The following is a 7,153-nucleotide window of genomic DNA, read 5'->3' on the forward strand; positions in this document are numbered from 1 at the left end:
TCAGATGTGGGTGACGGCCTCGTCGAGCATCCGGTCGAGGGCGTCGATGGCGATCGACAGATGCCCTTCGCCGACTTCTAGGTGGGGGATCGCCCTCGGGAGGCGCTCGCTCAGCCATTGTCCGTGGGCGAAGGGGACCATGAGGTCTGCCGACCCCTGCCAGACGTAGGTCGGGACCGTCCCCTCGTCGAGGTCGAAACCCCAGTCTTCGACGAAGGCCAGATCGTCGTCGAGCCAGCCGTCCACCCCGTTGCGCAGACCCTCGTGGAAGGCCGCCGCGAGCTCGTCACCGAACTCGTCGGTGAGAGCAGCGCGGTCGACGGGAGGAAGGAGGGATGCCATGTTCGCCATGATCTGATGCGGGTCGGCTTCGCGCAGGTCGGCGGCCTGTCCGTCGAGGTACGCCCGCAACGGCTCCTCACCCCGTGCGGCACAACCGAACTCGTCCAGGTTGTCGTCGCCCATCCCCAACAGCCAGACGTCCCAAGGAATCCCCGCGTCGCCGCACGGGGCCACCGAGGCGATCAGCACGGTCGCGGCGACCCGGTCGGTGAGCCGGGCTGAGGTTGCCAGCGCATGCGGACCTCCTCCCGACCAACCTGCGACGACCGCGCGTTCGGCACCGAGGTGGTCGAGGACGATCTCCACATCGGCGGCGACATCCACGACCCGCCGTCCAGGCAGACGTGACGACGCCCCGTACCCGGGACGGGCGAACGTGACCAGACGCATACCGTGCTCGAGCGTCGCCGCGCGCATGACCCTCGTCTGGAGGACGGAACCCGGCGTCCCGTGGTGGAAGACGAAGGGGACCGCGTGGTCGGGCCCGGACACGAGGACGTCCAGCTGCCGCCCGTCTGGGAGGTCCAGCAGCATCAGGCCGGCGCGAACGACTGGTGCCGTGCGCTGTCGGTGAGGGCGTCGAGCGTGGCCTTCACCGCCGGGACCCGTTGCAGATCCTTGGTCGTCACGGCGTGGATCTCTCGCCGCGAAGCCGGTCGCAGAGACAGGGTGGCGACGTCGGTGGTGTGGGCCGCTGCCAGGATCAGGTCGGGAACCAACGCGACTCCGAGCCCGGAGCTGACCAGCCCGAGGACGGCGATGTAGTCCTCGGTCTCGAATGAGACCGTCGGGCTGAAGCCGGCCTGACGGGTCAGCGCCAGCAGGTGGCCGCGACAGCGGGGACACCCGGCGATCCACTCCTCGTCGGCGAACTCTGAGAGGTCGACCTGCTGGCGGTCGGCGAGTGGATGACCCAGGGGTACGGCCAGCCGCACCTCGTCGTCGAGCAGGTGGTGGGTGACGAAGTAGTCGAGGTCCTCGCCACGCCCGATATCGGTGCCCTCGTAGGCGAAGGCCACCGCGATGTCGCACTCACCGGCCCGCAGTGCGGCCAGGGACTCCGGCGGTTCGCCTTCGCTGAATGTCACACTGATGTCGGGAAAACGCTCCTTGACCAGGGCCAGCGCCCGCGGGACCAGCGACGCGGACGAGGACGGGAAGGCCATCAGGCGCACCCGACCGGCACGCAGTCCAGCAATCGCGGCGACCTCCTCCTCGGCGGCGTCGAGGGCCGCCAGGACGCCGACGGCGTGTCTGGCCAGCACCTCGCCTGCCTCGGTGAGGCGGACGTTGCGACCGAACCGCTCGACGAGCACGGTGCCAGTGCGTTGCTCGAGACGCCGCACCATCTGTGAGACGGCGGGCTGCGAGAATCCGAGCGCGACGGCGGCTCCGGTAAAACTGCCCTCGTCGGCGATGGCTTTCATGACCCGCAGGCCGGCGGCGTCGATCATGACCACATTCTATAACGAGCGGTTATCGAAGCCAGCCACTCCATCACCTGCTGTTCTGCGGCCGGCTGAGACACATACTGGTCACATGACCAGCGCACCTGCCTCGGGTCGGTCGGGGGGCGCCGGTCAGCAGGGAGTCTCCGAGGCGCCGCGACAGGGGTTGTTCGATCTGGTACGCCAGGGCGGCGTCCTCGTTCTCACGGGGGCGGGTCTGTCCACCGAGTCGGGCATCCCCGACTATCGCGGCCCGGACGGCACCCGGCGGGTGACGCCGATGCAGTATGCCGAGTTCGCCGGCTCCAGCGACGCCCGTCGCCGCTACTGGGCACGTAGCCACATCGGGTGGCAACGGTTCTCCAGGGCGGAACCCAATGACGGTCATCGCGCGGTGACTGTCCTGCAGCGGGGTGGGCTGCTGGACGGCCTCATCACGCAGAACGTCGACGGCCTCCACCAGGCCAGCGGAGCGACGGACGTCGTGGAGCTGCACGGCAGCCTGGACCGCGTCGTCTGCCTGACCTGCGGCGACCTGAGTGGGCGCGAGGAGCTGCACGAGCGGCTGCGCGCAGCCAACCCCGGCTTCACCGAGCGGGCTCTGGGCCTGGCCGCGGACGGTTCGCGCGTCTCGAGCCAGATCAGGCCGGACGGCGACATCGTGCTGGACGACGAGGTCACCGACCGATTCCACCTGCCGTGCTGTCTGGTCTGCCGCGCCGACACCCTCAAGCCCGACGTCGTCTTCTTCGGTGAGTCCGTCCCCAAACCGACTGTGGAGCGCTGCTTCTCGCTCGTGGAGAGCGCTCGCTCCCTTCTGGTGCTCGGCTCGTCGCTCGCGGTGATGAGCGGTTACCGCTTCGTTCGGCGGGCCGCGCGCGGCGGCATACCGGTCGCCATCGTCACCGCGAGTGCGAGCCGAGGCGACCCGGAAGCCACGCTGCGTCTGCACGCTCCGCTCGGTGAGACGCTGCACGACCTCGTCGCCCAGTTGTCGCTCGGCTGATCCGCGAGGCCGCCTGAGCGTTGCCGGCCTGAGCACCGATGGGCCAACGGCCGGCATGCCGGTCGCCCAGGTGCGTGTGTCAAACCCTCAGATGCGCCGCAGGACGGCGGTCACCTTGCCCAGGATGGTCGCATCGTCGCCGTCGATGGGGGAGTAGTCCGCGTTGTGCGGCATCAGCCACACGTGGCCGTCGCGCCGCTTGAAGGTCTTCACCGTGGCCTCGTTGTCGAGCATCGCCGCCACGATGTCACCGTTGTCGGCGGTGGGCTGCTGGCGAACGACCACCCAGTCTCCGTTGCAGATCGCCGCGTCGATCATCGAGTCGCCGACGACTTTGAGCAGGAACAGCGACCCCTCGCCGACGATCTGGCGGGGAAGTGGGAACACGTCCTCGATGACCTCGTCGGCCAGGATCGGACCGCCGGCTGCGATCCGTCCGACCACCGGGACGTAGGACGGTTCCGGCCGCGCGTCGCCGGCACCGGTCTCGTCGTAGAGGGTGGTGTTGATCTCGCTGGCGTGGCTGTCGCCCGCGCGGTAACCGCGAGCGTCGGGCTCGGTGTCGGGTGAGACGATCTCGATCGCCCGAGGGCGGTTGGGGTCGCGGCGCAGATATCCCTTGCGCTCGAGGGCAGCGAGCTGGTGCGCGACGCTGCTCGGGCTGGTCAGCCCCACCCACTCACCGATCTCGCGCAGGCTGGGCGGGTATCCGCGCCGGTCGACCGAGTTTCGGATCACCTCGAGCACCCGGCGCTGTCGAACCGTGAGCCCGGACCCGAGCTTGCCCTCGGGACCGAGGTCAGGCATCTCATGGACGTCGGCCATGTTCACCACTTCCTCGTCGTGTTCGCGTGAGGGAATCGTCGCAGGTCAACTGGCCTGTCGGTGGCCAATGCTGGACTACATCCCATGCAGACAGCCTATGAGGTTCGAACGTCAGTGCCAAACACCTGTTCGAGGCGTGTCTCGACTTTCTCGAACAACCGTGCTACAAATCGCACAGAGGTTCGATCGCACAGACGTTCGACCCCGACCCGGTCGGGGCCAGTCGCCCGTCGTTCATCCACCCCAACGGAGGTCAACATGAGCGCAGCACTTGCCTGGGACGTCGAGTCACTCGGTGGCCTCGAGGCGCCGATCGTCCATGGTCGCCCGCGGCTGCAGCTGGTGCCCACCGGTTCCGAGGTCGTCGCGCCGGCGCTGGTTCCAGTCCGGATGACCCGAGCCGGCCGGCTGGTCCGCACGGTCGTCGTCACCAGCATCGCGCTCGCCATCACGTGGACCCTGCTCGGCGCGTTGACGGCCGCAGCAGCTGGTCATCACATCGCGACGGTCGTGCCGGGGCAGACGCTCTCGCAGATTGCCGCCCGCGAGCTGCCCGCACTGCCGATCCGCGAGGGCGTCGCCCAGATCCAGCTGGCCAACGGGCTGAGCTCGAGCGAGATCCACGCGGGCCAGGTGCTTCAGATCCCGACCATCGGCTGACCCAGACTTCCGCTGCCGCTCCACGTTCAGGCACGTTCCGGCGTGAGCAGGGCGGACACAGACGGCGCCAGGCCTCGACCCCCTGGTCGCCGACCTCACCAGAGGCGGATGCCGTCCACCCCACCGGGTGGACGGCGTTCGTGATGGAGGTATGGGTCTGCTGCAGGCTCTGGCGTTGCCCTGGTGGTTTCGCCTCTCCGAAGGCTGTGGACAACGTCGGCGGCTGTCGCCAACGCGCTCCTAATCTCGTCGTCATAGGACGAACGAGGAGGAGCGTTGAGACTGGTCGTCGACGAGGAGCACGTCAGCGCGTTAGCGCGGCCGACGTTCATGGCGGGGGACTCGCTTGCCCCGCAACTCGCGAGGGAGCTGTTGGCGGCGATCGCCGCCGGTATGCCGGGCAGCCAAAGTGCCCGTGTCGCAGCGAATCTCGCGCATCTTCTCGCTGCCGAGACGGGAGGACTACGGGCAGAGCTTGTCGTCCAGAGCGAGCGCCTGACGGCCGCATCTCGTTCGTACACTTCTGGTGAGCTGATGGTCCGATCGTTGTCCTACGAGCCGCGTGCGGCGTTCGGCGATCAGTGGTGAGCGGCAGTGTGCTCGGGATCGGGCAGTGGCGGTCGGCGCCGCTCGAGTCCGGTCATGCTGTCGCGGTCCGCGCGCGCAGCGGCTTGGCGCACGCCCACGCTGATCTCCTTCAGGCCCAGCCCAGGGGTGACTGGTGGACCGGCGAGGCGGCCGCCGAAGCGAGCGTGAGGCATACCGTCGCGGTGTCGCGCCTCGCCGCTCTCGACGAAGCCTGGGGGGTTGCGATGGCTGCTCTCGGCTTGAGTGTCGACGTATTGGCATCGACGGAGCGGGCGCTGCAGCAGGCCGATTCGTTGGCGCACGCGCACGGGTTGGTGGTGTCGCCTGACGGCGAGGTCATCGATCCCGCAGGCGTGTCACCGGCCGCCGCCGAGGTCAGAGCGCTGTTGGGACATGCGTCGCAGCTGGCGCAGGAGGCCGACGTGACCTTGGCCGCAGCGCTGTCGCGCGCGATGGCCCACCTTGCGTCGACCCATGGGAGCGCGGTCGGCGCATCCTGTGTCGGTGTTGGTGTCGGTCTCGAGTGGGCGGCATCACCGGTTTCCGTGATGCTGCTGACGGCGCCGAGCCGAGGAACCGCGCTGAGCTCGTCGTCGCCGTCACCCGCAGCCGCAGCCGCAGCCGACGTGGTGGCCTGGTGGGGCGAGCTCACGTCAGCCGAGCGTGCTCAGGCAGTAGCCGAGTGCCCAAACCTGGTGGGGGCGACCGATGGGCTGCCCGCCTGGGCCAGGGACCAGGCCAACCGAGTACTGCTCGACCGTGAGGAGCGGTTGCTCGTCGGCCGCGAGATCGCCCTGCGACCAAGTCCGGACGGTCTGCTGACCGGGTTGGCCGAAGCGGCCACGATCGGCACATTCGGTGGTGGTGCCCGACGGGTCGAATACACCGAAGTCGTGAGCAAGCTGGCCGCCATCCAGGCTGTCCGGCAGGTTCTCGGCTCCACCGACGGCCAGGTGCGTCAGCTGCTGCTCGTGGACATGTCCGGACGCGACGCGAAGGTCGCGGTGTCCGTCGGGGACCTCGACCGGGCCGACCATGTCGCGGTGCTGGTGGACGGTTTCACGACCACCGCAGGTCGCGACCTTGTCGGTGCAGACGCTGCCGCGACGCAGCTGACGACACTCGCGCGACGCGAGTCGATGGGGTGGGGCGACCGAGGCGATGTCGCGACGGTGACCTGGATGGGTTATGACGCACCACAGTTGGCGGACACATTGCTCTCCTCACACTCGGTCGTGCTCCGTTCGAGCGCGGAGGCCGGCTCCGTTGCGCTGGCGGCTTTTCTCGCGAGTGTGGGTGGCGGCCGTCATCTCACCCTCATCGGTCACTCCTACGGATCAACTACAGCCGGGGTGGCGGTGGCGCGGGGAAACACTGCGGTGGACGACCTCGTGGTCATGGGGTCACCGGGTCTGGGCGTACCCACCGATCGCCTGGGGCTACCGCTGCCCAGGGTGCATGTCCTCGAAGCCGACGAGGACCTGGTCGCCGACCTGGGCTGGTTCGGGCCCGACCCGGACCGGATCTCCGGTGTTGACCTTCTGGGTACCTCAGGTGAGCGCCTTCCAGACGGTTCGACGGGACTGCCGTCAGTGGGGCACAGCGAATACCTTGCACCCGGCAGCACGAGTCAGTGGAACGTGGCGGCGGTTGTCGCCGGCAGCGGCACTCGAGTTCGACGGGCCTCCTGAGGGGCTGGCAACCACTGCGTGGCGGCGTTGGCGTCTCGCGTGTCAGTAGTCGACTCAGTAGTCGAATCAGTGTCAACTCAGTGGTCGACGAGCTGGGCGGCGGCGGTTCGGACGGTGACGGTGGTCGCTGGTCCGGGCACGGTGACCGTGTCGGGGATGGGGGCCCAGTCGCCTCCGTTGATGCGGAACTCGCCGCCGAACGTCGTGTTGACGTTGGAGGGGTAGGCGCCGCCGCTGAGATATTGGTGGGTGATGTCGCCTGATGGGTAGACACCCCCGGTCGAGGTGGTGGGGCCGAAGGCTTTGCCGTCGCCGAACTGGTAGGTGAAGTGGTCGAGCTTGACGCGCACGTCGACCTGGTAGCCGTTCATCCGTGCGGGGTCGATCGCGTCGATCTCCTCCGGCTGGAATCCAGCCGGCGTCCAGTTCACCTTGTAGAAGGTGTCGAGGCCGACCAACGTGGTGTTCCCCGCAGGCTGGGTGGTGATCTGGGGCGTCGACCACGGCGTCAGGTTGAACGCGTTCTGGATCATCGCCATGGTGACGGTCGGCCGGCTACCGGGCACGACATCAGCCCAGCACGTGGTGCCGAT

At 68.5% G+C, this 7,153-nt stretch carries 8 protein-coding genes; 4 read left to right on the forward strand and 4 right to left on the reverse strand.

The window, feature by feature from the left end:
• Positions 1-876, reverse strand: a complete 876-nt coding sequence (locus ABI385_RS09870; protein ID WP_348103574.1) for an alpha/beta fold hydrolase — start codon at positions 874-876, stop codon at positions 1-3.
• Positions 876-1,796 (reverse strand): LysR family transcriptional regulator, encoded by a 921-nt coding sequence (locus ABI385_RS09875; RefSeq protein ID WP_348103575.1) that lies wholly within the window; start codon positions 1,794-1,796, stop codon positions 876-878. The genes ABI385_RS09870 and ABI385_RS09875 overlap by 1 nt, the downstream gene beginning before the upstream one ends.
• An 85-nt stretch (positions 1,797-1,881) precedes the next feature.
• On the opposite strand from ABI385_RS09875, the gene ABI385_RS09880 reads away from it, so the two are divergent.
• Positions 1,882-2,796 carry a Sir2 family NAD-dependent protein deacetylase gene (locus tag ABI385_RS09880; RefSeq protein ID WP_348103576.1) on the forward strand — a complete coding sequence of 305 codons (915 nt, stop codon included), beginning with the start codon at positions 1,882-1,884 and terminating at the stop codon, positions 2,794-2,796.
• A gap of 87 nt (positions 2,797-2,883) precedes the next feature.
• Here the strand turns inward: ABI385_RS09880 and lexA are convergent, their stop codons facing one another.
• Positions 2,884-3,621 (reverse strand): transcriptional repressor LexA, encoded by a 738-nt coding sequence (lexA, locus tag ABI385_RS09885; RefSeq protein WP_348103577.1) that lies wholly within the window; start codon positions 3,619-3,621, stop codon positions 2,884-2,886.
• A gap of 258 nt (positions 3,622-3,879) precedes the next feature.
• On the opposite strand from lexA, the gene ABI385_RS09890 reads away from it, so the two are divergent.
• The 3 genes from ABI385_RS09890 to ABI385_RS09900 all read left to right on the forward strand — a co-directional run bounded on the left by ABI385_RS09890 (position 3,880) and on the right by ABI385_RS09900 (position 6,560).
• A complete protein-coding gene (locus ABI385_RS09890; protein ID WP_348103578.1) occupies positions 3,880-4,281 on the forward strand; it encodes a LysM peptidoglycan-binding domain-containing protein in 402 nt (133 codons plus the stop codon).
• A gap of 276 nt (positions 4,282-4,557) precedes the next feature.
• The gene (locus ABI385_RS09895; protein WP_348103579.1) at positions 4,558-4,869 is read left to right on the forward strand and encodes a hypothetical protein; all 312 of its coding nucleotides are present in this window, start codon (positions 4,558-4,560) and stop codon (positions 4,867-4,869) included.
• Complete coding sequence (locus tag ABI385_RS09900) at positions 4,866-6,560, forward strand: alpha/beta hydrolase (protein WP_348103580.1); 1,695 nt, start codon at positions 4,866-4,868, stop codon at positions 6,558-6,560. The genes ABI385_RS09895 and ABI385_RS09900 overlap by 4 nt, the downstream gene beginning before the upstream one ends.
• A gap of 77 nt (positions 6,561-6,637) precedes the next feature.
• Here the strand turns inward: ABI385_RS09900 and ABI385_RS09905 are convergent.
• The coding region (locus ABI385_RS09905; RefSeq protein WP_348103581.1) for a hypothetical protein at positions 6,638-7,153 on the reverse strand (516 nt) is incomplete at its 5' end.

The sequence above is a fragment of the Lapillicoccus sp. genome (assembly GCF_039935575.1).
Classification (GTDB): Bacteria; Actinomycetota; Actinomycetes; order Actinomycetales; family Dermatophilaceae; genus Lapillicoccus.